Source organism: Roseicella sp. DB1501, assembly GCF_013112485.1.
Classification (GTDB): Bacteria; Pseudomonadota; Alphaproteobacteria; order Acetobacterales; family Acetobacteraceae; genus Paracraurococcus.
On the sequence record NZ_JABFHG010000015.1, the window covers coordinates 1 to 22,680 of the forward strand.

23 protein-coding genes are annotated in these 22,680 nt (G+C 73.7%); 6 read left to right on the forward strand and 17 right to left on the reverse strand.

Features of this window, described 5'->3' with window-relative positions:
* Positions 1 to 172 precede the first annotated feature (172 nt).
* From HJG45_RS23680 to HJG45_RS23695, 4 genes are all read right to left on the reverse strand, one after another.
* Positions 173 to 799, reverse strand: coding sequence for a glutathione S-transferase family protein (locus tag HJG45_RS23680; RefSeq protein WP_171615749.1), 627 nt, complete (start codon positions 797 to 799; stop codon positions 173 to 175).
* Positions 800 to 871: 72 nt separating this feature from the next.
* Positions 872 to 2,587 carry a DEAD/DEAH box helicase gene (locus HJG45_RS23685; protein ID WP_171615751.1) on the reverse strand — a complete coding sequence of 572 codons (1,716 nt, stop codon included), beginning with the start codon at positions 2,585 to 2,587 and terminating at the stop codon, positions 872 to 874.
* A 91-nt stretch (positions 2,588 to 2,678) separates the two neighbouring features.
* A complete protein-coding gene (locus HJG45_RS23690; protein ID WP_171615941.1) occupies positions 2,679 to 5,051 on the reverse strand; it encodes a helicase-related protein in 2,373 nt (790 codons plus the stop codon).
* Between the two features lie 308 nt (positions 5,052 to 5,359).
* On the reverse strand, positions 5,360 to 6,634 hold the full coding sequence (locus HJG45_RS23695; RefSeq protein WP_171615754.1) for a serine hydrolase: 1,275 nt from the start codon (positions 6,632 to 6,634) through the stop codon (positions 5,360 to 5,362).
* A gap of 186 nt (positions 6,635 to 6,820) precedes the next feature.
* Between HJG45_RS23695 and HJG45_RS23700 the strand changes: the two genes are divergently transcribed.
* Positions 6,821 to 7,216: a cupin domain-containing protein gene (locus tag HJG45_RS23700; RefSeq protein WP_171615756.1), complete on the forward strand. Its 396-nt coding sequence runs from the start codon at positions 6,821 to 6,823 to the stop codon at positions 7,214 to 7,216.
* A gap of 10 nt (positions 7,217 to 7,226) precedes the next feature.
* Here the strand turns inward: HJG45_RS23700 and HJG45_RS23705 are convergent, their stop codons facing one another.
* Entirely contained in the window at positions 7,227 to 7,940 is a 714-nt protein-coding gene (locus tag HJG45_RS23705) for a metallophosphoesterase family protein (protein ID WP_171615758.1), read from the reverse strand.
* A 123-nt stretch (positions 7,941 to 8,063) separates the two neighbouring features.
* On the opposite strand from HJG45_RS23705, the gene HJG45_RS23710 reads away from it, so the two are divergent.
* Entirely contained in the window at positions 8,064 to 8,519 is a 456-nt protein-coding gene (locus HJG45_RS23710) for a MaoC family dehydratase (protein WP_171615760.1), read from the forward strand.
* Between the two features lie 157 nt (positions 8,520 to 8,676).
* Here HJG45_RS23710 and HJG45_RS23715 read toward each other — a convergent pair whose 3' ends face one another.
* Positions 8,677 to 9,801 carry a mandelate racemase/muconate lactonizing enzyme family protein gene (locus tag HJG45_RS23715; protein ID WP_171615762.1) on the reverse strand — a complete coding sequence of 375 codons (1,125 nt, stop codon included), beginning with the start codon at positions 9,799 to 9,801 and terminating at the stop codon, positions 8,677 to 8,679.
* 178 nt (positions 9,802 to 9,979) lie between these two features.
* Here HJG45_RS23715 and argH point away from each other — a divergent pair, with 178 nt between their 5' ends.
* Both argH and HJG45_RS23725 read left to right on the forward strand, forming a co-directional pair.
* Positions 9,980 to 11,515, forward strand: a complete 1,536-nt coding sequence (argH, locus tag HJG45_RS23720; RefSeq protein WP_171615764.1) for an argininosuccinate lyase — start codon at positions 9,980 to 9,982, stop codon at positions 11,513 to 11,515.
* Between the two features lie 188 nt (positions 11,516 to 11,703).
* Positions 11,704 to 12,009 (forward strand): hypothetical protein, encoded by a 306-nt coding sequence (locus HJG45_RS23725; protein ID WP_171615766.1) that lies wholly within the window; start codon positions 11,704 to 11,706, stop codon positions 12,007 to 12,009.
* 14 nt (positions 12,010 to 12,023) lie between these two features.
* Here HJG45_RS23725 and HJG45_RS23730 read toward each other — a convergent pair whose 3' ends face one another.
* The 8 genes from HJG45_RS23730 to HJG45_RS23765 all read right to left on the reverse strand — a co-directional run bounded on the left by HJG45_RS23730 (position 12,024) and on the right by HJG45_RS23765 (position 18,783).
* Positions 12,024 to 12,428, reverse strand: coding sequence for a hypothetical protein (locus tag HJG45_RS23730; protein WP_217363022.1), 405 nt, complete (start codon positions 12,426 to 12,428; stop codon positions 12,024 to 12,026).
* A gap of 5 nt (positions 12,429 to 12,433) precedes the next feature.
* Positions 12,434 to 12,793 carry a nuclear transport factor 2 family protein gene (locus HJG45_RS23735; protein ID WP_171615768.1) on the reverse strand — a complete coding sequence of 120 codons (360 nt, stop codon included), beginning with the start codon at positions 12,791 to 12,793 and terminating at the stop codon, positions 12,434 to 12,436.
* Positions 12,794 to 12,845: 52 nt separating this feature from the next.
* A complete protein-coding gene (locus HJG45_RS23740) occupies positions 12,846 to 14,027 on the reverse strand; it encodes a CaiB/BaiF CoA-transferase family protein (protein WP_171615770.1) in 1,182 nt (393 codons plus the stop codon).
* Positions 14,028 to 14,058: 31 nt separating this feature from the next.
* Positions 14,059 to 14,931, reverse strand: a complete 873-nt coding sequence (locus HJG45_RS23745) for a CoA ester lyase (protein ID WP_217363023.1) — start codon at positions 14,929 to 14,931, stop codon at positions 14,059 to 14,061.
* An 11-nt stretch (positions 14,932 to 14,942) separates the two neighbouring features.
* Positions 14,943 to 16,151 (reverse strand): CaiB/BaiF CoA-transferase family protein, encoded by a 1,209-nt coding sequence (locus HJG45_RS23750; protein WP_171615774.1) that lies wholly within the window; start codon positions 16,149 to 16,151, stop codon positions 14,943 to 14,945.
* Positions 16,151 to 17,008 carry a MaoC/PaaZ C-terminal domain-containing protein gene (locus tag HJG45_RS23755; RefSeq protein WP_171615776.1) on the reverse strand — a complete coding sequence of 286 codons (858 nt, stop codon included), beginning with the start codon at positions 17,006 to 17,008 and terminating at the stop codon, positions 16,151 to 16,153. The genes HJG45_RS23750 and HJG45_RS23755 overlap by 1 nt, the downstream gene beginning before the upstream one ends.
* A gap of 144 nt (positions 17,009 to 17,152) precedes the next feature.
* Positions 17,153 to 17,887, reverse strand: coding sequence for an aspartate/glutamate racemase family protein (locus HJG45_RS23760; protein WP_217363024.1), 735 nt, complete (start codon positions 17,885 to 17,887; stop codon positions 17,153 to 17,155).
* Positions 17,884 to 18,783, reverse strand: coding sequence for an ABC transporter substrate-binding protein (locus tag HJG45_RS23765; protein WP_171615778.1), 900 nt, complete (start codon positions 18,781 to 18,783; stop codon positions 17,884 to 17,886). Before HJG45_RS23765 ends, HJG45_RS23760 begins: the two co-directional genes overlap by 4 nt.
* An 82-nt stretch (positions 18,784 to 18,865) precedes the next feature.
* Between HJG45_RS23765 and HJG45_RS23770 the strand changes: the two genes are divergently transcribed.
* Positions 18,866 to 19,714 carry an NAD(P)-dependent oxidoreductase gene (locus HJG45_RS23770; RefSeq protein WP_171615780.1) on the forward strand — a complete coding sequence of 283 codons (849 nt, stop codon included), beginning with the start codon at positions 18,866 to 18,868 and terminating at the stop codon, positions 19,712 to 19,714.
* Positions 19,715 to 19,862: 148 nt separating this feature from the next.
* Here the strand turns inward: HJG45_RS23770 and HJG45_RS23775 are convergent, their stop codons facing one another.
* The 3 genes from HJG45_RS23775 to HJG45_RS23785 form a co-directional block, all read right to left on the reverse strand.
* Complete coding sequence (locus tag HJG45_RS23775) at positions 19,863 to 20,843, reverse strand: tripartite tricarboxylate transporter substrate-binding protein (protein ID WP_171615782.1); 981 nt, start codon at positions 20,841 to 20,843, stop codon at positions 19,863 to 19,865.
* A gap of 12 nt (positions 20,844 to 20,855) precedes the next feature.
* The gene (locus tag HJG45_RS23780) at positions 20,856 to 21,647 is read right to left on the reverse strand and encodes an enoyl-CoA hydratase/isomerase family protein (protein WP_171615784.1); all 792 of its coding nucleotides are present in this window, start codon (positions 21,645 to 21,647) and stop codon (positions 20,856 to 20,858) included.
* 173 nt (positions 21,648 to 21,820) lie between these two features.
* Complete coding sequence (locus HJG45_RS23785) at positions 21,821 to 22,243, reverse strand: VOC family protein (protein ID WP_171615786.1); 423 nt, start codon at positions 22,241 to 22,243, stop codon at positions 21,821 to 21,823.
* A gap of 113 nt (positions 22,244 to 22,356) precedes the next feature.
* Here HJG45_RS23785 and HJG45_RS23790 point away from each other — a divergent pair, with 113 nt between their 5' ends.
* Entirely contained in the window at positions 22,357 to 22,635 is a 279-nt protein-coding gene (locus tag HJG45_RS23790; RefSeq protein ID WP_171615788.1) for a hypothetical protein, read from the forward strand.
* The last annotated feature ends 45 nt before the right edge of the window (positions 22,636 to 22,680 follow it).

The window sequence follows — 22,680 nt, forward strand, 5'->3', positions numbered from 1 at the left end:
CGAGCGGCACCCGATCCACCGCCGCCACCACAAAGTGCGCCACGTCATCCGCCGGCAGCCAGTCCTTCGCGTCAGGCGGCAGCAGGAAGGCCTGATCGCGGCTGAACGGTATGAACCCTGTCATGCCAAACAGATTTGCCAATCTCAGGCCCGTTGGGAATCCGACAGGCTGCTAGAGGCCGCTGACGGGCGGAATCGTCGCCAGGAAGGACGGGCGCGCGGCGATGCGGTCGAACCAGGCGGCGAGCGCCGGCCGTCCCTCCCGCCAGGCCCAGGCGCGGTGCCGCCGCTCGCCATAGCCGAGGGCGCAGCCGAGCGCGATGCGCGCCGCATCCAACCGCTCCCCGGGCCGCTCCCCGACCTGCCAACCGCCGGCGGCGATCTCCGCCTCCAGCGCATCGGCGACGCGGGTCGCGCGCCGGGTCTCGAGCGCGATCACGCCGGGCGAACGCTCCTCCACCGGGCGGCGAAGCTCACGGTTCCACACCCCGATGCCGTCCAGCATGCCGAGGATGCGGCCGAAGGCGGCCCAGGCCGCGGCATCGCCGGCGGGCAGCAGCGGCGCGGCGCGGCCGAGCCCGTCGAGGAAGGGGATGATGAGCGCCGTCTCGGTCAGCGCCGTGCCATCCGGCAGCAGCAGGGTCGGCACGCGCCCCACCGGGTTCACCGGCAGCAGGCTCGATGCCGGATCGCGCAGGGTGGTCTCGACCTCCTCGACGCGGGCGAGCAGCCCGGTCTCGCGCAGCGCCACGCGCGCGATGCGGGCGAAGGGCGAGCCGGGCGTGTGAAAGAGGCGCATGCGGCGGGAGGCTAGAGCAGATCCCGGCCGGGCGGAATTACCGGATCGGGCCTCGCCCCGGCGACGCCGTGCTCAGCGGGCGACTCGCCGCCGCCCCGCCTCGCCGCCGCCATGCTGGCGCTCGCGGCGCATCGGCGGCCGGCCACCGGCCTCGCCATCGCGGGTGCCGCCGCGCGGCGCCCCCATGCCGCCCGCCAGGGGCTGGATGCCGATATGCGCATCCTCCTCGTCGCCCGGCTTCTGCGCCGCGGCGGCGAAGCGGGAGGCGGCCCAGGGCGCGACCTCGAATTGCGTCTCGCGCTCCAGCACGCGGATGCGGCCGATCTCCTGCCGCGTCACATGGCCGCGGCGGCAGAGGAAGGGCAGCACCCAACGCGGATCGGCATTGCCGTTGCGGCCGAGGCTCATGCGGAACCAGACGCCCTCCTGCCCGGGCTCGCGCGGCAGGCGCGGCGGCGCGGCGCCGCGCTCGGCCGGGGCGGCGAGCTCCTCGGGCGCCGGCAGCGGCGCGCGCAGCGCCTGGACCAGCGCCGCGGCGACAGCCTCGGGCGAACGCTCGGCGAGCAGCTTCTGCGCCAAAGCGAGGTCGCCCTCCCCGGCTTCCTCCGCGGTGCCCTCCAGCGCCTGGGCCAGGATGCGGGTGTCGTCCTGCTCGCGGATCGCCTCGGCCGAGGGCGCCGGCCCCCATTCCGCCCGCACATGCGCCGCCTGCAGCAGCCGCTCAGCGGCGCGGCGGCGGTTGTGCGGCACCAGCAGCGCGCTGGTGCCCTTGCGGCCGGCGCGGCCGGTGCGGCCGGAGCGGTGCAGCAGCGTCTCCGGATCGTTCGGCAGCTCGGCATGGATGACCAGGCCGAGATCCGGCAGGTCGATGCCGCGCGCCGCCACATCGGTGGCGACGCAGACCCGGGCACGGCCGTCGCGCAGGCCCTGCAGGGCGCGGTTGCGCTCGGCCTGGGACAGCTCGCCGGAGAGCGCCACGGCGGCGAAGCCGCGCTCGGCGAGGTTGCCGTGCAGCCGCGCGACCGTCGCGCGGGTGCGGCAGAAGACCATGGCGGCCCGCGCCTCGAAGAAGCGCAGCGCATTGACCACGGCGCGCTCGGTCTCGTGCGGCGCGATCAGCAGGGCGCGGTAGTCGATGTCGCCATGCTGGCCGCCCTCGTCGCCGGCCGAGATGCGCAGCGCGTCGCGCTGGTACTGCTTGGCGAGCTGCGCGATGCCTTTCGGCACCGTCGCGGAGAACATCAGCGTGCGGCGCTCGGCGGGCGTGGTCTCGAGGATGGCTTCCAGCTCCTCGCGGAAGCCCATGTCGAGCATCTCATCCGCCTCGTCGAGCACCACGGCGCGGATCGCCGAGGGGTCGAGATTGCCGCGCTCGAGATGGTCGCGGAGGCGGCCTGGCGTGCCGGCGACGATATGCGCACCGCGGGCCAGCGCCCGCCGCTCGGCCACCGGATCGGTGCCGCCGACGCCGGAGACGACGCGGCCGCCGGCCTTGGCGTAGAGCCAGGCCAGCTCGGCCTGCACCTGCAGCGCCAGCTCGCGGGTCGGCGCCACCACCAGCACCAGCGGCGCGCCGGGCGGCGGCAGGCGATCGGCCTCGCCGAGCAGCTCGGCGGCCATGGCGAGGCCGAAGGCGACGGTCTTGCCGGAGCCGGTCTGGGCGGAAACCAGCAGGTCGCGGCCGAGCGTCTCCGGCTCCAGCACGGCGGCCTGGACGGGCGTGGGCTCGGCATAGCCGCGCTCGGCGAGGGCGGCGAGAAGGGGTTCGGGAAGGGCAGGAAAGGGCATGACTCGGCTACTCGCAGCGGGGCTTGCGGCAGCCCCGAAAAAACAGAGGGGGAAGCCGGCCGGCGCGGCGGCCGGCCATCTCCAACGGGTATCAGGCCACCAGCTTGGCGCGCCGCTGCTGGCGCAGGACATCCTCGATCCAGCGGTCCAGCCGCTCGGTCTCGGCCATCGCCTCCTCGCGCGCGACATAGGCGGCGGGGAAGCGCAGCGACAGCCAGCGCCAGGCGACCAGGCGCTTATGGGTCTTCTCGGCCCGCTCCAGCTCGTCGCGGCTGGCCCGCTCGGGGGCCGGCAGGCGGCCGGCATTGGGCGGCGTCACGCCGCGGCCGGCGCCATGCTCGATCGCCCAGCGCGCCAGCCGGGCGACGCCGTTGTCGCGCTCATCGATCGGGCAGAGCGCATAGGTCCAGCGCTGCAGCAGGTCCAGCCCGGCGACGCCATCGATGGCGCCGGCGACGGCCATGGCCTGGGTGAGGTCGGCGAGGCGGTAATTCGGGTCGTCCGGCCGCAGCACCGCGCGCTTGATGCGCGCCAGCACGCCGAACAGACTGTCCGAGCCGATCTCCTGCGCGACATTGGCGATGATGTCGGCATCCGGCTGCACCAGGGGGCGCGGATCCTCGGGCGGCTGCGGCGCCGCCTCCAGCATCATCTTCACGAATTCCGGGCTGCCGCCGCCGGCCAGCACCGCGACCACGCCTTCCTCGAAGCGGCCGAAGCGGCCGGCCCGGCCGCCGATCTGCTTGACCTCCTGCGTGTTCAGCTCGCGCCGCTCGGTGCCGTCGAACTTCCGCAGGGTCGAGAAGATGACGCGGCGGATCGGCAGGTTGAGGCCCATGCCGATGGCATCCGTCGCCACCAGGATATCGGCGTCGCCGTCGCGGAAGCGGGCCGCCTCGGCGCGCCGCACCTCGGGGCTCAGCGCGCCATAGACCACGGCGACGCGGCGGCCGCGGCGGACCAGCTCGGCCCGCAGGTCCAGCACCTCGCGGCGGGAGAAGGCGACGACGGCATCGCCGGGCCCCAGATCGCCGAGCGCGACCGGCGCCCGGGCCGCCACCAGCGGCCCCTTGCGCCGCAGCGACACCTCCTCGACCGGGTCGCCGCAGAGCGCGGCGATGCGCTTCACCTGGGTCGCGCATTCCGGCGCGCCGAGGACGAAGACCTGCCGCGCCGGGGCACCCATGATGGCCGCCGTCCAGGCGGCGCCGCGATCGCGGTCGGCGAGCATCTGCGCCTCGTCCACCACCGCCACATCGACCGGCAGGTGGAAGGGGCACATCTCGACCGTCGCGGCGAGGTGGCGCGCGCCGGCGACGGGAATGCGCTCCTCGCCGGTGGAGAGGGAGGCCGGCACGCCGCGGCTGGCCAGAGCGTCGCGGAACTCATGCGCCAGCAGTCGCAGCGGGGCGAGGGCCATGCCGGTCTCGGCGCCGGCCAGCGCGTCCAGCGCGGTGTGGCTCTTGCCGGAATTGGTCGGGCCGGTGACCAGGGTGATGCGGCGGTTCAGCGCCCGCGCCGTGGCGAAATGCCCGGCATAGCGATCGAGCGCCGCGACCCGGGCGATGGCCGCGACCGCGCCCTTGCCGAGCTTCAGCGCCGGCGTGGCCGGGCCGCCGCGGCGCTTCGCTTCGACCGCCGCCCGGTCCGCCTCGCGCCATTGCGGCACGGCGCGGCGCAGGGTGGCGAGTTCGGCCGGGTCGAATTCCCAGCGCTCCCGCCCGCCCCGCTGCGGGATGCGGCGGGCGACCGGGATCAACCCCGCCGCGATCCAGCGCAGGGCCTCCCTCTCCTGGCAGCCCAGCAGCCCGGGCAGCTCGCGGAACTCGACGAGGCTCTTCTCCCAAGCGCGGAGCCGGGCGACCTCCTCGCGCTTGCGGTTGCGGGCGGTGGTCTCGGCCTCGCGCTGCTCGCGGCGGCGGCGGGCCTCGCGGGCCCCGACAACATCGAGGAAGGGGGTCGAATCGGCGCCGGACAGGCCGAAGGCGGCGGCGACCTCACGCGCGAGCTGCGCGTGCCGGTCGGCCGAGAGGCTTTGCTGCCCGGCCTCGGTGAGCTCGGCCAACACCGCCTCCAGCGCCGCCTCCGGCGTTGGGCCGAGGGCGCGGAACCGGTTCGCCAGCACCTCCTCCAGCGCGGCGAGCAGGCTCTCGTCGCTGGGGGCGAGCTCGGCGACGGCGCCGGCGGCGGTCTCCTTATCCGCCCGGCGGGCCCAGAGGCGGCCGGTGCGGTTGGCAAGGTCGTTCAGCCGGGCGACCCAGCCGCGGCGGCGCAGCGCCAGCAGCGCCGTGCGGATGGCATCGGCATCGGCCGGCAACTGCCGCGCGACGCGGCGGATCAGGGCGGGCATCTCCCGCGCCTCGACCTCCAGGCCGGAGGCAAGGATCGCCGCCTCGGCCGGCGAAACGGCCTGCTCTGGGGCCTCGCCCGGCGCCTCGGCGCGGTCGAAAGCGGCATCGAACATCGTGTTCAATTCAGGACTCTCCGCGACCCGCGCGGGGGTCGCGCCATGGAACGGGCCAGACGGGCTGCACGCCCCCGCATGGGGGAGAAGCAAGCCCCGGGCCGTTCGAGGGCCTGTCTGGCTGGGGCATCGCCGGGGCGCCGCGCGCCCCAGACTGCGATGCGCCATATATAGGAGCGATCCTGACCATTGCGAGGAAAAGCGGCGTGCGCCGCCGCTGCCAGCGGCATCCCTGCCCTGCGCCCCGGAGCTATGCCCCGGCCCGGACCACCGGGCGGGACGACATGCCAGGGGTTAGGCCTGAGGGGTCAGGCCAGGGCCTGGTACACCAGGTGCCGCATCACGTAGCGGGCCTGCAGCCGCTGCTCCGGCGCCTGCATCAGGAACACCACATACATCTCCTCGGCCGGATCGATCCAGAAATAGGTGCCATAGGCGCCGCCCCAGTAGTGGTCGCCGACATTGCCCGGCAGCGGGTTGCGGCCCGCATCGGTGCGGACGCAGAAGCCGAGGCCGAAGCCCTGTCCCATCGCCGGCGTCGGCGCCAGCGCCCCGAAGCGGCCCGGCGTGTCCGGGCTGTAGGCGATGCCGGGCGGCAGATGGTTGGCCCGCATCAGCGCCACGGTGCTGCGCGAGACGATCCGCACCTCGTCGGTGCGGCCGAGATCGAGCAGCATCTGGCAGAAGCGGGCATAGTCGAGCGCGGTGCCGGACATGCCGCCGCCGCCCGAGAAGCGCGCCGCCCGCTGCAGCGGATCGGGCAGCTCCGGCTTGCGGCCGGTGGCGGGGTCGGCCGGCGGCTGCGCCACCCGCCCCTCGGCCCGGGCGCCGAGATGGAAGCCGGTATCGAGCATGCGCAGCGGCCCGGTGATGCGGCGGCGGGTGAAGGCGTCCAGGTCCTCGCCGCTCACCACCTCGACGATACGGCCGACGACATCGGTCGAATAGCTGTAGGCCCAGCTGCTGCCCGGCTGCGAGGCGAGCGGCAGGGCAGCCAGCCGGCGGATGAACTCCGCCGCGTCGATCCCCGCCTCCCGCAGCTTGGCCGCCTGATAGGCCTCCGCCACCGGGTCGCGGCCGAGCCCGTAGGTGAGGCCGGAAGTGTGGCGCAGCAGGTCCTGCACCGTCGCGGCGCGCTGCACCGCCTCGCCCTGCAGCCCCACCTTCTGCTGCGCGAATTCCGGCAGGTAGCGGGAGACCGGGTGCTGGAGCTGCACCTTCCCCTCCTCCGCCAGCAGCATCAGCGCGACGGAGACGATGGGCTTGGTCATGGAGGCGAGGCGGAAGATGCTGTCCGCCTCCATCGGCGCCCGCGTTTCGGCATCGCGGTAGCCGACCGGCTCGAGCAGGGCGAGTCGGCCCTTGCGGCCGACGGCGACAACGGCGCCGGGGATGCGCCCGGCCTCGCTCTCGCCGGCGATCCAGGCGGTGATGCGGCCGAGCCGGTCGGGGAGGAAGCCTACCTCCTCCGGCCGGGCCCGCGGCAGGTCGCGCGCCGCTGCGGCGGGGCGGACGGCGCCGGGCAAGCCCGCCGAGAGGGCGGCGCCCCCGGCCAGGGCCAGGGCGGCACGGCGATGCAGCATGGCTGGCTTCCCCCTTGATTCGGTCGTTCGCCTCGGGACGAGAGGCTAGACCTGCGCCGGCCTGCCGGGGAGCGCGAAAACGCCGCTGCGCAAGCCCCAGATCCGGGACCCGCATCCGGGGTCCGCATCCGGGGCGGGCCCACCGGCGTTCCGGCCGGACGACCCAGGCAGCCAGGGAGACCGGCCGTGGAGATCAGACGCGCAGGTTCGCAACCCTCCGGCAAGGGGCCGGCGGAGTACTTCACCGGCACGGTGCGGATCGACCCGCTCCTCAGCCCGCCCGAGCCGGCCCGCGTCGCCGGCGCCCTCGTTACCTTCGAGCCCGGCGCGCGCACCGCCTGGCACACCCACCCGCTCGGCCAGACGCTGATCGTCACCACCGGCTGCGGCTGGGTGCAGCGCGAGGGCGGGCCGGTCGAGGAGATCCGGCCGGGCGACGTGGTTTGGTTCCCGCCCGGCGAGAAGCACTGGCACGGCGCCACGCCGAGCACCGCCATGAGCCATATCGCCATCCAGGAGAAGCTGGACGGCTCGCCCGTCACCTGGATGGAGCAGGTCACGGACGAGCAGTACCGCCGCTGAGGCGGGGGGTTCAGGCCTGCAGGAAGGCCAGCCGGTCCGCCTCCAGCACCAGGCAGGTGAGCTCGCGGCCGAAGACCGCGCCGGTGTCGATGCCGATGCGGTTGGCCTTCACCACCGGGCCGCGGGTCGGCGAATGGCCATGCACCACCACGGCGCCGAAATCCGCCTCCGAGGCGAGGAAGCTGTGGCGGATGCGCAGCAGGTCGTCGGGCGACTGCGCCTCCAGCGGCAGGCCCGGCCGCAGCCCGGCATGGACGAAGAGATAGCCGCCGGCCCGGTGGTGCAGGCCGAGGCCGCGCAGGAAGGCGAGATGCGCCGGCGGGATGCCGGCCTCCCAGCCGGCCGGGTCGGCATCCGGGTCGAGACCCCAGCTCGCCAGCGCCTCCCGCCCGCCGCTGATGCGCCAGTCGGTTACCGCCGCGCGCTCGCCCCGCAGCGCATCCAGCATGGTGCGCTCATGGTTGCCCATCAGGTTCACCACCGGCACGCCGGGCAGCGGCGGGCCCGCGGCCAGCCGGGCGACGACGCCGGCGCTGTCCGGCCCGCGATCCACATAGTCGCCGAGATGCAGCAGCAGGGGCGCGGCGACCGGGCGCGCGGCGAGGTCGGCGGCGACCAGGGCATGTAGCGTGGCGAGCTTGTCGTCGCAGCCATGCACATCGCCGATGGCATAGACGCGCTGGCCGGGCGGCAGGCTGGCGGGAGCGGGCTGGAAATCGGGCATCGCCGCGCATGATCCCGCGCCCGGGCCCGGCGGCCAAGCCCAGGGCCCGCCCAGCAGGCCGGGCGCATCTGGCCAAGCCGGATCGGGCATGGCAGGAATTCCGCGACGCCCGAGGAGGAAACGATGCTCGAGATCGCCACCATCGCCGACCTGCCCAGCTATGTCGGCAAGAAGCTCGGCAGCAGCGACTGGGTCGTGGTCGACCAGAAGATGATCGACCAGTTCGCCGAGGCGACGGGCGACCACCAGTGGATCCATGTCGATGTCGAGCGGGCGAAGCGGGAGATGCCGGGCGGCAAGACCATCGCGCATGGCTATCTCACCCTCTCGCTGCTGCCGCGGCTGAACCACGGCATCTGGACGCTGAAGAAGCGCAGCCGCGGGGTAAATTACGGCTCGAACAAGGTGCGCTTCACCGCGCCGGTGCCGGCCGGGGCGCGGGTGCGCGGGCATCTGACGCTGAAGAATGTCGAGAAGATCGAGGGCGGCGCCCGGCTGACCATGGAGGCGACGGTGGAGGTGGAGGGCAATGAGCGCCCGGCCCTGGTCGCCGAGACGCTGTCGCTCGTCTACGAATAGAGTTCCCCACGACGTCGCTGCGCGCCGCCGCGGGGGCCCCGGATTCGCCTCAGGCCGTAGGCGCGTCACAGCCTGCCGCGGCGAAGCCGCGGCAGGGCAACGGGGGACGACCGGGGCGGCGGGCAGCCTTGCGGGGTTACCGCTTGCGGTGCCGTCCTCAGCCAGCGGCCGCCGAGGCGATGGTGTAGCGTCGCACCGCCTCGGCATCGAGGGTGATGCCGAAGCCGGGGCGGTCGGGCACCGCCAGCATGCCATCGCGCGGCCGCGGCGCCTCCGGCAGCAGATGCGGCCAGAGCGGGTCGCGCGCCGGATCGGCGAAGCATTCGACGCAGAGGCCGTGCGGGATGCCGGCCAGCATATGCGCCGCGATCTGCGGCTCCTCGTGATGCGCCATGCGGATGTCGTGCAGGGCACAAAGCGCGGCGGCGCGGCGCCATTCGGTGATGCCGCCGGCCTCGGAGGCGTCGAAATTCACGATATCGACCGCCCCGGCCGCGACCAGCCGGCGCACGCCATGCGCCGAGTATTCGCTCTGCCCGGCATTGACCGGGATGCGCGTGGCGCGCCGCACCTCGGCCATGGCGCGCGCCTCGTCCACCCAGTGGCAGGGCTCCTCGAACCAGGCGATGGGCAGGTCCTCGATGAGGCGAGCGAAGCGGATGGCCTCCGCCGTGCTCCAGCCGCGATTGGCGTCGACCGCGATCATGAAGCCATCGCCCGCGCCATCCAGCGCCGCCTTCACCCGCTCGGCGTCCTGCCCGGGCGAGAGACCGCCCACCTTCACCTTGCAGCCGCCCATCCCGGAGGCGCGGAGCTGCTCCATCTCCCGCGCCAGGTCGAGCAGCGTCTTGCCCTCGGCGTAGTAGCCGCCGATGGAGATGATCGGCAGCGCGCCGCGGCTGCCGCCGAGAAGCTGCCGCACCGAGAGCCCGGCCCGCTTGCCGAGCAGGTCCCAGATCGCCGTGTCGACGCAGGCGATCGCCTCCATGGCCAGCTTGCGGTCGCGGTTGGGGATGGTGATGGCGTGCATCCGCTGCCACAGCCGCTCATAGGCGATGGCCTCCTCGCCGAGCAGCAGCGGCGCCAGCTCCTCGGTGACGATGCGCACGATCTCGGCGCCATGCTCGCGGTTGTCGCCGTTATAGACCTCGCTCACCAGCCCGCCCGCGGTGCGGATGCGGGTGATGACGGCGCAGCGCGTGGTCATGGCATAGACGCTGCCGGCGAAGCGCCGCGGCAGCGGGATCTCGATGGCGATGGCCTCGACGCGCTCGATCCGCATGGCGCTTTCCCCGTCTCCGTCCCTGGCCTAGCCTCGCGTCAAAGCAAGGCAGGGACAAGGGGAGGCGGCGATGGCAGAGGACGCGACACCAACGGACCGGTCCCCCGACCGGTCCGAGGCCGAGAATGCGGCCCGCGCCGAGTGGCGCGAAGCCAAGCAAACCGGAGGTTTGCGCCCGGTGACTGAGGGCCTGACCGCGGCAACGTTCAGGAACACCGACACAAGCCTGCGGGAGCGGGTGAAGGAGCCGCCCTCCGCCCGCCTGGTCGAGAGCTATTACCGCCCCGCTGTCGCCCGCGCCCAGGCCCGCGTCTTCGACCATGAGATGTGGGCGCATTGCGCGCACGGGCTGATGCTGGAACGCCAGGGCATCGTCGCCCGCGAGGCCATCGCCGCCTGCCTGCGCCTGGTGCTGCAGATGGCCGAGCAGGGGCCGGACAGCGTGCCGGTCGATGACCGGCAGGAAGACCTCTACTCCTATGTCGAGCGCCGCATCGTCCAGGCGCTCGGCCCCGATATCGGCGGCCGGCTGCATACCGGGCGCAGCCGCAACGACCTCAACGCCACCACCTGGCGCATGGCGCTGCGCGGCGAGCTGATCGCGGCGCAGCGCGCCCTGCTCGCCCTGCGCGGCACGCTGCTGCGCCTCGCCGAGACGCATGCCAGGGTGGTGATGCCCGGCTACACCCATGGCCAGCACGCCCAGCCCGTCACCTTCGGCTACTGGCTGCTCGCCGCGGCGGATGCGCTGGCGCGGGACAGCACGCGGCTCGCCGGCGCGCTGCGGCATGCCGATCTCTGCCCGCTCGGCGCCGGGGCGCTCACCACCACCGCCTTCCCGCTCGACCGCGACCTGACCGCCGCGCTGCTCGGCTTCGCCGCGCCGCTCGAGATCGCCTACGACGCCGTCTCCTCGCGCGACGATGCGCAGGAGGCCGTGGCGGCGCTCGCGGTCCTGGCCGGCCTGCTCTCCCGCCTCTCGACCGACCTCATGGCCTGGTCCACCTGGGAATACGGCTTCCTCGAGCTCGCCGACCGGCACTGCGCCGTCTCCTCGATCATGCCGCAGAAGAAGAACCCGGCGGCGCTGGAGCATATCCGCGCCGCCGCCGGCATGGTGCAGGGCGCCCTCGCCGCCACCCTCGCCTGCACCAAGAACACCAGCTTCGCCGATGTGAACGACGCGGTGACGGCGGTGAACGAGCCGGCGCTCGATGCCGCCACGCGCAGCCGCCGCATCCTCGCCCTGCTGGAGGAGGTGCTGGAAGGCCTCACCCTACGGCCGGAGCGGATGGCCCGCGCCGCCGCCGAGGGCTTCGGCAGCGCCACCGAGCTCGCCGATGTCATCGTGCGCGAGAGCGGCCTTTCCTTCCGCATGGCGCACAACATCGTCGCCCTGGTGGTGCGGGAGGCGCTGGAGGCCGGGCGCAGCGCCGACGCCATCCGCGGCGCCGATCTCGACCGCGCGGCAGCGGCGCTGTTCGGCCGGCCGCTCGCCCTGCCCGAGGCGGCGGTGGCGCAGGCCCTCGACCCCGGGGAGAACATCCGCGCCCGCGGCGTGGCGGGCGGTCCGGCGCCGGAGGAGATGGCGCGGATGCTGGCGGCCCGGCGGGGCGGGCTGGCGCGCGACGCGGCGGCGCTCGACGCCATGGCCGGGCGGGTGGCAGCGGCGCGGACGCGCTGCCTCGCCCTCGCCCGCGACCTCGCCGGCTGAGATGCGGGGCCCGGCCCAGGCGACGGCCCCCGATGGGCGCGCAACACGGGCGCGCGACACGGGCGCGGCAGGGGCACGACAGGGACGCGCTGCGGGTTGTCGCATCCGCCGCGCCCGCGCCCTATCTATACGCAGCGGGCCGCGCCGCATTGGGCGCGACCCGGAGACCGCCGTCGGAGATCGCCATCATGTCCCGCCGCCGCTTCGCCTGGCTCGCTGCCGGGCTTGGTCTTGCCCTCGCCCTGCCCGGCGCCGCCGAGGCCCGGGGCTGGTATGGCGGCGGCTTCGGCGTCACCATCGGCCCGGTCGCGCCCTATGGCTATTACGGCGGCTATTGGGGCCCGCCGGCCTATTACCCGCCGCCGGTCTATTACGTGCCGCCGCCCGTGATCTACGCCCCGCCGCCGGTCATCTACGCGCCGCCGGCGGGCCCGCAATGGATCGTCCCGCCCGCCGACCAGACGCTGCCGCCGGTCGCCGGCCGGAAGCGGTAGAGCGGGCCGCGGGGTCAGGCCGCGAGCGGCGCCGAGCGGCGGAGGCCGGCATATTCCAGCTCCGCCAGCACCGCGACGACCAGCGCCTGCGCCGCGACGAACAGCCCGCCGAGGAGCGTCGGCGCCACCCAGCCGGAGACCAGCAGCAAGAGGCTGTCCAGCGCCCAGACGGCATTGCCGAGGATCACCGCCCAGACCAGCAGGCGCGGCGAGGAGCGGCGCCAGGCGAGGCAGGCGACGAGCAGCGCGAAGCCGAGCAGGAAGACACTGGCCTGCAGCAGCATCGCGGCCGGCAGGCCGAACCAGCGCGCCAGCGGCGTCGCCAGAACCGAGAGCAGCAGCCCCATCGCGGTGCAACTCGCGGCATCGGCCCAGAGCACGCCGCGGAGGACGTCCGAGGGAATGATGCGGTTCATCATGGCCCTCACCCCTGCGGCGCGAAGTCGATGAAGCCGGTGACGGCGGCGAGGCGGCCATCCGCCGCGATCACCGCCATGTCCGTCCCGCCGGCGATGGCCGCCGCGCCCTCCGGCCCGAGCTCCCAGGCGAAGCGCAGCCGGTCGTGATGCGCCTCCGCGCCGCCGCGGCGGCGGAAGCGCAGGCCCGGGAAATGCCCCTGCGCCGCGGCGATCAGCGCCTCGATGCCGGCATGGCCCTCGCCCTGCAGCATCGGATCGCAATATTGCGCGCCCTCGGTGAAGGTGCTGGCGATCAGCGCCCGTCGCCGCGCCGCGTCGCCCTCGTTCCAGCAGGCGATGTAGCGCTCGATCAGCTGGTCATGCATCGGGTCTCTCCTGTCCTGCGCGATGGCCGCTTTGCCATCGACGCCGGCAGGATCACCCGTCGCGCCGCGCCGGATCGATTACCTTGGAGGTCATGTCTTCGCCGACAGCGTCCGGGCGTTCACGCCCGTCCGCGATCGGCCCAAGCCGCGGCGCGCCGCAGCGGATGCGCGGTCGCTCGCCGTCGAAGGAGAGCGGCATGGCGACCAGCGGGAAATCCTCGCCCGGCACCGTCTGCAGCATCTCCATCGCCGCGGTCTGCGGCTCGGCCAGCACCTCGGGGATGCCGTTCACCGGCGCGCAAGGCACGCCGGCCGCGACCAGCGCCTCGGCCAGCGTGGCGCGCGGCCAGGCGCGGAGCAGCGCCGCGATCTCCGGCAGCAGCGCCGCCTGGTTCGCCAGCCGCGCGCGGTTGCTGGCGAAGCGCGCATCGCCGGGCCAGTCGGGCCGGCCGACGACCTCGGCGAATTTGCGGAACAGCCGGTCATTGCCGCAGCAGACGAGCAGCGGCCCGTCGGCGCAGTCGAAGGCCTGGTAGGGCACGAAATTCGGATGGCCCGAGGCATGCCGCTCCGGCAGCTTCCCCTGGTTCACATAGGCGCTGATCTTCTGCCCGGCCCACATCAGCGCCGTCTCGAAGAGCGAGGTGTTGACCACGCAGCCGCGGCCGGTGCGGGCCCGCTGCTGCAAGGCCGCCAGCGCGCCGATCACGGTCCACATGCCGGTGCCCTGGTCGACCACGCTGGCGCCCATGCGCACCGGCGGCCCGCCCGGCTCGCCGGTGATGGAGGAGAGGCCGGCGAAGGCCTGGAACAGCGGCTCGTAGCCCGGGCGATGCGCCAGCGGGCCCTTATGGCCGAAGGCGCCCATGGCGCAGTAGATCAGCCGCGGATGCCGCGCCGTCACCTCGGCCGGTCCGATGCCGAGCGCCTCGGCGACGCCGGGGCGCAGGTTGTGCACCAGGATGTCGGCGTCCCGCAGCAGCGCGTGCAGCGCCACGACGCCGTCGGGCGATTTCAGGTCGAGGGTGACGCTGCGCTTGCCGCGATTGAACTCGTGGAAGTTCAGCGCGTCGCCGTGCCGGAAGGCGGGGCCCATCTGGCGCGCATCGTCGCCGCCATCGGGCTTCTCCACCTTCACCACCTCGGCGCCGAGATCGGCGAGGATGGCACCGGCGAAGGGCCCGGAGAGCACCTGCCCCAGCTCCACCACCCTGATGCCCGCCAGCACGCCCATCACCCCCTCCCCTTCGCTGTCTCGCCCTCACCTATCGTGCGCGTGCGAGCAACCGGCGCGCCCTCTCGACCACCGGCAGGTCGATCATGGCGCCCTCGAAGGCGACGGCGCCCTCGCCGCGGGCGAGCGCCGTCTCGAAGGCGGCGATCAGCCGGCGGGCGCGGTCGGCCTCCTCGGGCGGCACGCCGTATTCCTCGTTGATGATCGGCACATGCGCCGGATGGATGCAGGCGGTGCAGGCGAAGCCGAGCTTGCGGGAGCGCCGCAGCGAGGCGCGGTAGCCCTCGAGGTCGCGGAAATCCGCGAAGGCGCCGACCGAGCCCATGGGCAGGATGCCGGCCCCGCGCGTCGCCGCCACCACCATCATGCCGAAATGGTAGAGCATGTCGGCGCCCGGCACCGCTTCCAACTCGGTCGAGAGGTCCTCCGAGCCGACGCCGAGCGCCGCCATGCGCGGATCCGCCGCGGCGATGGCGGCGAGATGCGGCAGGGCCTGCGGTGTCTCGACGATGCCGATGAAGCGGGTGCGGCCGACCGGGATGCCGAGCGCCGCCTCGCGCGCCGCCACCACCTCGGAGAGCAGCCGGACATGCTCCGGCCCCATCACCTTCGGCAGCATCAGCGCCGTGACCGCGGGCATCACGGCGGCGGCGATGTCCGGCACGGCGAGCTCGAGTGGCCGGTTGATGCGCACCGCCACCTCCGCCCCCGATCCATGGCTCCCTTGGCCCACCACCGCCGCGGCGCCGGCCAGCGCGGCGCGCGCCGCCACCTTCTCCGCCGGCGGGATGCTGTCCTCGAGATCGAGGATGACGACATCGGCGCCGCGGGTATGCGCCTTGGCGACGAAGCGCTCGGCGGTCGCCGGGACGAAGAGCAGGGAGCGCCAATTGGGCAAGGGCATGGGGGTGATCCTCATCGGGCGGCGCCGGTCTCGCGCAGGGCGGCGATCTCGGCCGGGGAATAGCCGATCTCGGCCAGGATCTCGTCGGTCTGCATCCCCTGCCGCGGCGCCGGCAGGGTCTCGGTGCGCATGCCGCCGCCGAAGGTGACGGCGGTGCGGGCGTGGCGCAGCCGCCCCTCGGTCGGGTGGTCCTCGCCCTGCCAGAAGCCGACATCCTGCAGATGCGGGTCCTCCAGCAGGTCGTCGATCGTGTTGTAGCGCGCCGCCGGCACGTCGCGGGCGGCGAAGATCTCCAGCCATTCCGCCGTGCTCCGCTGCGCCAGGGCCGCGACGCGCAGGCGGAAGTAGTCGGCGGCATTCTCGGTGCGGGCGATGGCGGTGGCGAAGCGCGGATCGGCCTTCAGTTCCGGCCGGCCGATCGCCTCGAAGAAGGCATGCGCCTGGGCATCGCTGTTCGGATGCACGGTGATGTAGCCGTCGCTGGTCGGCAGCGGCCGGTAATCCGGGCTGAGCAGCCGCACATCGCCGGTCGGTCCCTCGGGCGGGTCGAAGCTGGCGGCGCCGAGATGCTCGCTGGCGACGAAGCTCGCCGCCACCTCGAACATCGGCACCTCGATCGCCTCCCCCACCCCGGTCTTCTCCCGCCGGTAGAGCGCGAAGCCGATCGCCTGCGCCGCGACCAGGCCGGTGACGTGGTCCGTCATCACCATGGGTACGAAGCGCGGCTCGCCCACCGCGCGGTGGAAGGTGCCGGCGACGCCGGAGAGGGACTGGATGATCGGGTCATAGGCCGGGCGGCCGGCATAGCGCCCGCCGCTGCCGAAGGCGGTGATGCCGCAATGGATCAGCCGCGGGTTCAGCACCGCCAGCGCGGCGGCGTCGAGCCCGGCGCGGCGCAGCCCGGCGGGGCGGACATTGGAGACGAAGACATCGGCGCCGGCGATCAGCCGCCGCAGCGCCGCCAACCCCTCGGGCCGCTTGATGTCGAGCGTGATGCCGCGCTTGTTGCGGTTGAAGTTGATGAACTTGCCCGACATGGAGGGCGTGCGGCAGCCGGAGGCGAGGCGGCGCAGGATATCGCCCTCCGGCGCCTCCACCTTGATCACCGTCGCTCCCTGGTCGGCCAGGCTGCGGGTGCAGATCGGCCCCACCACCACCGTGGTGAGGTCGACCACCCGCACCCCCTCCAGCGGCCCGCCCGTCGATCCGCCTTCGGGCATCAGGCGAAGCTGCAATCAAGCTGGGCGCAGAGATGCCCGTCGCGGTCCTCGACCCAGGCCGTCACCTTGCCGTCGCGCGGCGCCTCGCCGCAGAGCGCGACGGTGTCGCCGACATAGATCGGCCGCGTCAGCCGCGCGGTGAAGCCGGCGAGCCGGCCCGGCGTGTGCGCGACGGCGGCGTCCAGCAGCAGCTGCATGGTCAGCCCGCCATTCTGCACCGTGGCCGGGTAGCCCTCCTCCTGCCGCGCGTAATCGGCATCGTAGTGGATGCGATGGGCGTTCCAGGTGATGGCGGAGTAGCGGAAGACCAGGGCAGGGCTGAGATGCTTCTCCACCCGCCAGGCCGCGCCGGCCGGCGCCGGCAGCGGCGCGCCGGTGCCGCTCGTCTCGCCGGGCTTCACCGCCTCGCGGTAGATGGCGTCGAACTCGTCGACGGCGATCAGGTCGCTGCCGCGGCGGATGGTGTGGCGCATGGTCAGCACGGTGATGAAGCCGGTGCGCGCCTGCTTGGGCAGGATCGCCGCCACCTCGGCGGTCTTGCTGGCGGTGTCGCCGACGCGCAGGCAGTCATGGATCACCACCCGCCGCCCGGCCCCCATGCGGCGCGGCAGCGGGATGGGCGGCAGGACGACGCCGGGCTGCGGATGGCCGTCCGGGCCGATCTCGCTCTGCCGCGTCGCATCGGCGAAGAACAGGGTGAACCAGTGCGGCGGCAGCAAGTCGCCGTTGCGGAAGGCGGCCGGGTCCATGTCCAGCATGCCGGCGATGCGGCGCACCGCGGCGAGGCCGACATCCTCCTCGACGACGCGGCTGCGGCCGACCCAGCCCTGCAGCTCCGGGCTCAGCGTCGCGGACATGCGCGGCCCCCGGCACTGGGATGGCGGCCGGCGCGCGCCGGCGCGGCTCGATCGGGCATGGCTCTCGGCATGGGCGTCTCCTTGCGGCCATCCTAGAGCCGATCGCCGGAGGGCGAAACGCCCCGGTCCCAGGGGCGCGCCGCCTTACAACGTCATCAGCCGCCCGAAGCCCGGTCGCCGCACGGCAAGGCCGAGCCGGCGCAGCGCATGCCAGGCCATGGCCTGGTTGCTGGTGAGGACCGGCAGGCCCAGCTCGTCCTCGAGCGCGGCGATCAGCCCGCCACTGCGGATGGCGGTGCAGCTGATGAAGCAGGCCTCGGCGCCCGGCGCCTGCCGCGCCGCCGCGCGCAGCTGGTCGAGGATCGCCGATGGCGGCAGGCGCGCCATCTCGGCATTGCGGTCGATGCCAAGATGGCTGCCCCCGACGACGGCGATGCCCTGGCTGCCGAGCCAGGCGACCTCGCGCGCATGCACCTCCTCAATATAGGGCGTCGCCAGCAGCACGCGCCGCGCGCCGAGCGCATCGAGCGCCGCCAGGATGCCATCCGCCGTGCTGCAGGCCGGAAGGCCCGTCGCCGCCTCGATCCGCTGCCGGATCCCGGCCGCCCATTCGGGCGCGAAGGTGGAGACGGCGGTGCAGTGGAAGCCGATGAGGTGCGGCTCGGCATCGCCGAGCAGCCGCGCCGCATCCTCCAGCGCATCAAGCATGGCCTTGAGCTCGGCGGCGCCGCTGCCGCGCAGCGGCAGGCGCGTCACCAGCATGCCCACGCCCTCCGGCAGCATGGCGCGCAGCTCCGGCTCGGCGATGCTGTTGCCGGAGGGCATGATGAGGCCGAGCCGGGCGGTGTCGCCGTAATCAATGCTCGCGTCGTTGCTCACAGGGAGGCCCGCGCCGCGGCCAGCCAGGAGCGGTCGATGTAGTCGGCGGCGCGGCGCGGCCGGTCCGGCAGATCGCGGATCAGGGCGCTGGTCTCGATCAGCGCCTGCACCCCGGCCTCGCTCGCCTCGCCGTCGCGCGGGAAGATGGCGTCGCGGGTGTAGTCCTCCCAGGCCAGCTCGGCATAGCGGCGGGCGATGTCGCTCTCCTGCATGGCGATGCGCGTCGCCGTCTCGCGGTCCTCGTAGACGCTCTCATGCGCGCGCAGGAAGGCGCGGCAGAAGCGCAGCATCAGGTCGTGCTGCGCCGCCGCCCAGCCGGCCTCGACATCGAGGCTGGTGAACTGGAATTCCGGCACCGCGTCGCGCGGGCTGCCGAGGCTGACGAAACCCTCGTCGAGCGCCATGCGGTCGAGCGGCGCGCCCTGCAGCCCGGCATCGATCTCCCCCGTGCGCAGCAGGTTCCAGCGCGCCAGGATCGGGCCGCAGGCGACGAGCTCGTAATCGCCGGGCCAGTGCAGCCCGTGCCCGGCGAGGATGCGCATGATCAGCGAGGAGGAGCCGGCCCGCAGCGAGGAGACGCCGATCCGCTTGCCGCGCAGCCCGGCGATGTCGCGGATGCCGGGGCGGGCGATGAGGGTGAAGGGCAGCCGGTTGACGTTGCCGCCGACGATGCGCTGGCCGCCGCCGGCCTCGGCATCCAGGATCACGTGCTCGGTCACGCCATAGGCGAGCTGGGCGCGGCCGTCGCGCAGCCGGTCGTTCACCTCCTCGATGCCCTCGATATGGTCGATGCGCAGGTCGAGCCCCTCGGCGGCGAAGAAGCCGGCATGCAGGCCGATCCAGGCGGGCAGGTTGAAGTAATTGCGCGAGACGACGGCGAGCGTCAGGCGATCCATGGGCAGATATTCCCTCTCCCCTGGGGCGTTCCCGCCCCGCCGCATCGGCCCTATCCTGCCGGCGGCAGGAAGGAAGCACAGCATGGCCGTCATCGCCATCGTCGCCCAGGGCGCCATGGGCGCCGGGATCGGCCGCCGCCTCGCCGGCAAGGGCGCCACGGTGCTGACCAGCCTGGCCGGCCGCAGCGCCGCCAGCGCCCGCCGCGCCGCCGAGGCCGGCATGCGGGATGCGGCGCCGGAGGCGCTGGCCACGGCCGACATCTTCCTCAGCGTGCTGCCGCCCGCCGAGGCCCGCGCCTGCGCCACCTGGCTGGCGCCGGCGCTGCGGGCGGCGGCGCGGAAGGCGGTCTATGTCGACTGCAACGCGGTCAGCCCGGCGACGGCCGTGGAGGTCGCCGGCATCGTCGCGCCGACCGGCGCCGCCTTCGTCGATGGCGGCATCATCGGCGGGCCGCCGCGCGAGGATGGCTACACGCCCGTGCTCTACGTCGCCGGCGAGGCGGCGGACCGGCTGGAGCCGCTGCGGGCGCATGGGCTCGAGGTGCGGGTGACGCCGGGTCCGGTCGGCGCCGCCTCGGCGCTGAAGATGTCCTATGCCGGCATCACCAAGGGGCTGACCGCGCTCGGCTCGGCGATGCTGCTGGCGGCGACGCGCGCCGGCGCGGCGGAGGGGCTCGGCGCCGAGCTGGCGCGGAGCCAGCCGGAGCTGCTCGGCTTCTTCCGGCGCATGGTGCCGCCGATGTACGACAAGGCCTATCGCTGGGTCGGCGAGATGCAGGAGATCGCCGATTTCACCGGGCCCGAGGCGGCGGCGATCTACCAGGCGATCGCCCGCTTCTACGAGGAGATGGCCGCCGACCAGGCTGGCCCGCGCCAGCGCACCGCCGCCCTCTCCGCCTTCCTCGACGCCGCCCCGAAAAAGCCGGGCTGAACCTACGCAGGCCGGGCACACAACACGCACGCAGCAAAGTCGTCATCCGTTGCCCTGCCGCGGCTTCGCCGCGGCAGGCTGTGATGCACCTTGCATCAGAGGCGAATCACGGAGCCCCCGCGAAGACGTGCAGCGGCTTCGTGGGGATCTACTCCTCCGGCTTGAAGCCGGATGCGGCGACGATCGGGCCCCAGCTCTCGCGCTCGCTGCGGATGCGCTCGGCGAAGGCGGCCGGCTCCATCGTGTCGGGCGTGAATTCCAGCTTGCCCAGCACCTCCAGCGTCTCCGGCATGCGCGTCGCGGCGACCAGCGCCGCATGCAGCGGCTGCACCACCTCGGGCTTCGCCCCCACCGGCAGCAGGATGCCGAACCACTCCTGCCGCGTCAGCTCGGGGAAGCCGGCCTCGGCGAAGGTCGGCACGTCCGGCAGCCGCGGCACCCGCTGCGGCGCGCTGACGGCGAGGATGCGCATCTGGCCCGCCAGGTGGAAGGGCACCGGCTCGGAGAGCACGTTCATCCCGGCCGTGATGACGCCGGCCAGCACATCCGTCATCACCGGCGCGCCGCCGCGATAGGGCACGTGGTTGAGGGCGAGGCCGGCGCGGCGGGCGAGCTCGACGCCGAGGAAATGCGGCATGGTCCCCGGCGAGGGGCTGGCCCAGTCGATCTGCGGCCGCCCCCTCGCCCAGGCGATGAACTCGGCCAGCGTCTTCGCCGGATGGTCCGCCCGCACGGTGAAGGCGAAGGGGAAGGCGCAGACCGGCGTCACCGGCACGAAATCGGCATCCGGGTCGTAGCGCAGCGACTTGTAGAGATGCGGGTAGATCACCAGCATCGAGGCCGGCGTCTGGACGTAGAAGCTGCCATCGGTCGGCGAGGATTTCGCCGCCTCCAGCGCGATGCGGCCGCCGGCGCCGGGGCGGTTCTCGACGAGGATATTGGCGTTCAGCGGCCCGCGCAGCCGCTCGGCGACGGTGCGGCACACGACATCCGAGGAGCCGCCGGGCGGCCAGCCGAGCAGGGCGCGGACGGTGCGCTGCTGGGCGAGCGTCGGCCGGGCGAGAGGCGGCGCGGCGAGGGCGGCGCCGAGGCCGGTCAGCAGGGCGCGGCGGGGAAGCGGGATGATCACGGCAGCCCCCCCTCAGCGGCCCTTGAAGACCGGCTTGCGCTTCTCGGCGAAGGCGCGCTGCGCCTCCCGCGTGTCCTCGGTGGTGGCCAGCGCCACGGTCTGGCTCTGCTCGTAGCGGTAGCCCTCGTGCAGCGGCATGTCCTCGACCAGGGTGAAGGAGCGCTTCGCCGCCCGCACCGCCAGCGGCACCTTGCCGGCGATCTCGCGCGCGATCGCCTGCGCCGCCGGCAGCAGCTCGGCGGCCGGCAGGCAGGCCGAGGCGACGTTCATGCGCAGCAGCTCCGGCCCGCTGATGCGGCGCGCGGTGTAGATCATCAGCCGCGCATCGGACTGGCCGAAATGCCGCAGGATGTGCTTCACGCCGCCGGCGAGGCCGACATCGACCTCGGTCATCGACATGAAGCTGTCCTCGGCCACGAGGATGATGTCGGCGCAGAGGGCGAGCGCGGCGCCGGCGCCGATCGCCGCGCCGTTCACCGCGGCGATGATCGGCTTGTCGCATTCGATCAGCGAGTCGAAGGCGGCGCGCACCAGGCGGTTGTGGCGCGGATAGGCGCCGCGGATCTCCGCCATGCCGCCCCGCTCCTTCAGGTCGGCGCCGGCCGAGAAGGCGCGGCCGGCGCCGGTCAGCACCACCGCGCGCACCTCCGGGCTGTCATGCAGCACGTCGAAGAGACGGCAGGTCTCCTCGCGGAAGCGGCCGTTCTGGGCGTTCACCGGTGGCCGGTCGATGGTCGCGGTGGCGACGAAATCCGCGACCTCCAGACGGTAGCATTCGAGGCCTTCAAGCCCTGGCAGCGGCATGTTCTCGTTCCCTGGACGCGTCCTGGAGCAGATCCCGGCCAGGCCTGGATGCCCGACCGGATGACGATGCTCCGAAAACAACAAGCTGGAGCGGCTTCCGTGAATCCGTGTGAACGGAAGACGCTCCGGCGGGCCGCAGCGGGCCGCTCGTTCCACTTCTGTGTAGCCGAGCCCTACCAGACCGGCCAGAGGCCAGGCGTGGCAAGCTCCATCAGATGCCCGTCGGGGTCGCGGAAATAGACGCTCTCGCTGCCGCGCGGCCAGCGGGTGCGCCCCTCCACCGCCACGCCATGGGCGGCCAGCCGCGCCTCCCAGCCCGGCAGGTCGGCAGCGGCGATGGCCAGCGCGCAATGCACCGGGCCATGGCCGTCATGCGGCGGGATGGTGCCGCCGGGCAGGTGCACCGTCTCGGTGGTGCTGCCGCGCAGGAAGAGCAGCAGCGCGCTGCGGCCGCCGACCGGATAGGCGGTCAGGCGCTCATCGGCGAACATCGGAGCGAGGCCGAGCGGGCCTTCGTAGAAGCCGCGCGCCCGGGCCATGTCCTCGACGTAGAGGGCGGTCTCGAGCACGCCGGCGAGCGGCGGGGCATCGGTCATGCCCGATCCTGGCCCCGCGCCGCCGGCGCGCACAAGTCCCATGCCGGTGGCGCGCGCAAGTCCCATGCCGGCGGCGCGCGCGGGCCCTGGCCGATGGCCGGGGGCGACCCGATATGGCGGGGATGCGCCGCCGCACCCTCCTCGCCGCGCTCGTCATCGCCGCGCGGCCCGCCGCGGCGCAGCAAGGCCTGCAGGACCCGCCCTCCCCGACCAGCCCGGCCGAGCGGCAGCGCCAGCTCGACGCCTTCTGGGCGCGGCAGCAGCAGAAGGAGGCGGAGGACCGCTTCTGGAACGGCCCGCGCGAGGCCCGGCGCAATCTCAGCCGCGACCAGTTCGAGCGTTGGGACTACCAGCGCTGGCGTCGGCAGGGCTGGCGCAGTTACCCGTACTAGACCATGATCCGCTCACACAGGGTCGCGGATCATGGTCCAGGCCGT